Origin of the sequence: Shewanella sp. POL2 (genome assembly GCF_000282755.1) — a bacterium.
Classification (GTDB): Bacteria; Pseudomonadota; Gammaproteobacteria; order Enterobacterales; family Shewanellaceae; genus Shewanella; species Shewanella xiamenensis.
This window is the reverse complement of the sequence record NZ_AKZL01000209.1, coordinates 1-779: the sequence shown is the minus strand read 5'-3', so window position 1 is coordinate 779 and position 779 is coordinate 1. Positions and strand designations below refer to the sequence as shown.

At 52.6% G+C, this 779-nt stretch carries 1 pseudogene; it reads right to left on the bottom strand.

The features are described 5' to 3' along the window. Window positions 1-779, bottom strand: a pseudogene (locus SHEWPOL2_RS22095) (sugar phosphate nucleotidyltransferase); the annotation flags it as partial.

Below are 779 nucleotides of genomic sequence, written 5' to 3'. Positions count from 1 at the left end.
ACAGTGGCGCAGCACCACCACATCGGGCAGCACGACTGAATCCTCAACCACGGAGTAGGAACAGACTCGCACCTCGTTAAACAGCACGCTGCGGCGCACGGTCGCGCCCGAGATAATACAGCCGCCAGAAATAATCGAATCCACCGCCATGCCGCGTCTATCGTCATCGTCAAACACAAATTTAGCGGGAGGTAATTGCTCCTGATAAGTCCAAATCGGCCATTTGGCATCGTAGAGGTTTAAGGCCGGCGTGGGCGATAGCAATTCCATATTGGCCTGCCAGAAGGAATCCAAGGTGCCCACATCGCGCCAGTAGGCTTGCTCGTTGGGGAAAGCACTCTTAAAGGGATAGGCAAACACTTTATGTTTTTCGATGATCGAGGGAATAATGTCTTTGCCAAAATCCCGATCGGAATTGGCATTTTGCGCGTCTTTCTTCAACTGTTCGAACAAAAACTCAGTGTTAAACACATAGTTGCCCATCGAGGCGAGGCACTTCTCAGGATTGCCTGGGGAATGTTTAGGGTGTTTAGGTTTTTCTTCAAATCCGAGGATGCGCATCTCGTCATCGACTTCCATCACCCCAAATGCGCCCGCCGCTTCGGCCACGGGCACCTCAAGGCAGGAGACTGTCATATCGGCGCCAGATTCGGCATGGGCGGCCAGTAAGCCAGCATAATCCATGCGATACACATGGTCACCCGAGAGCACCATGACATACTTGGGCAGCTCATGGCGAATGATGTCGATATTTGGAATACCGCATCCGCCGTGCCTTG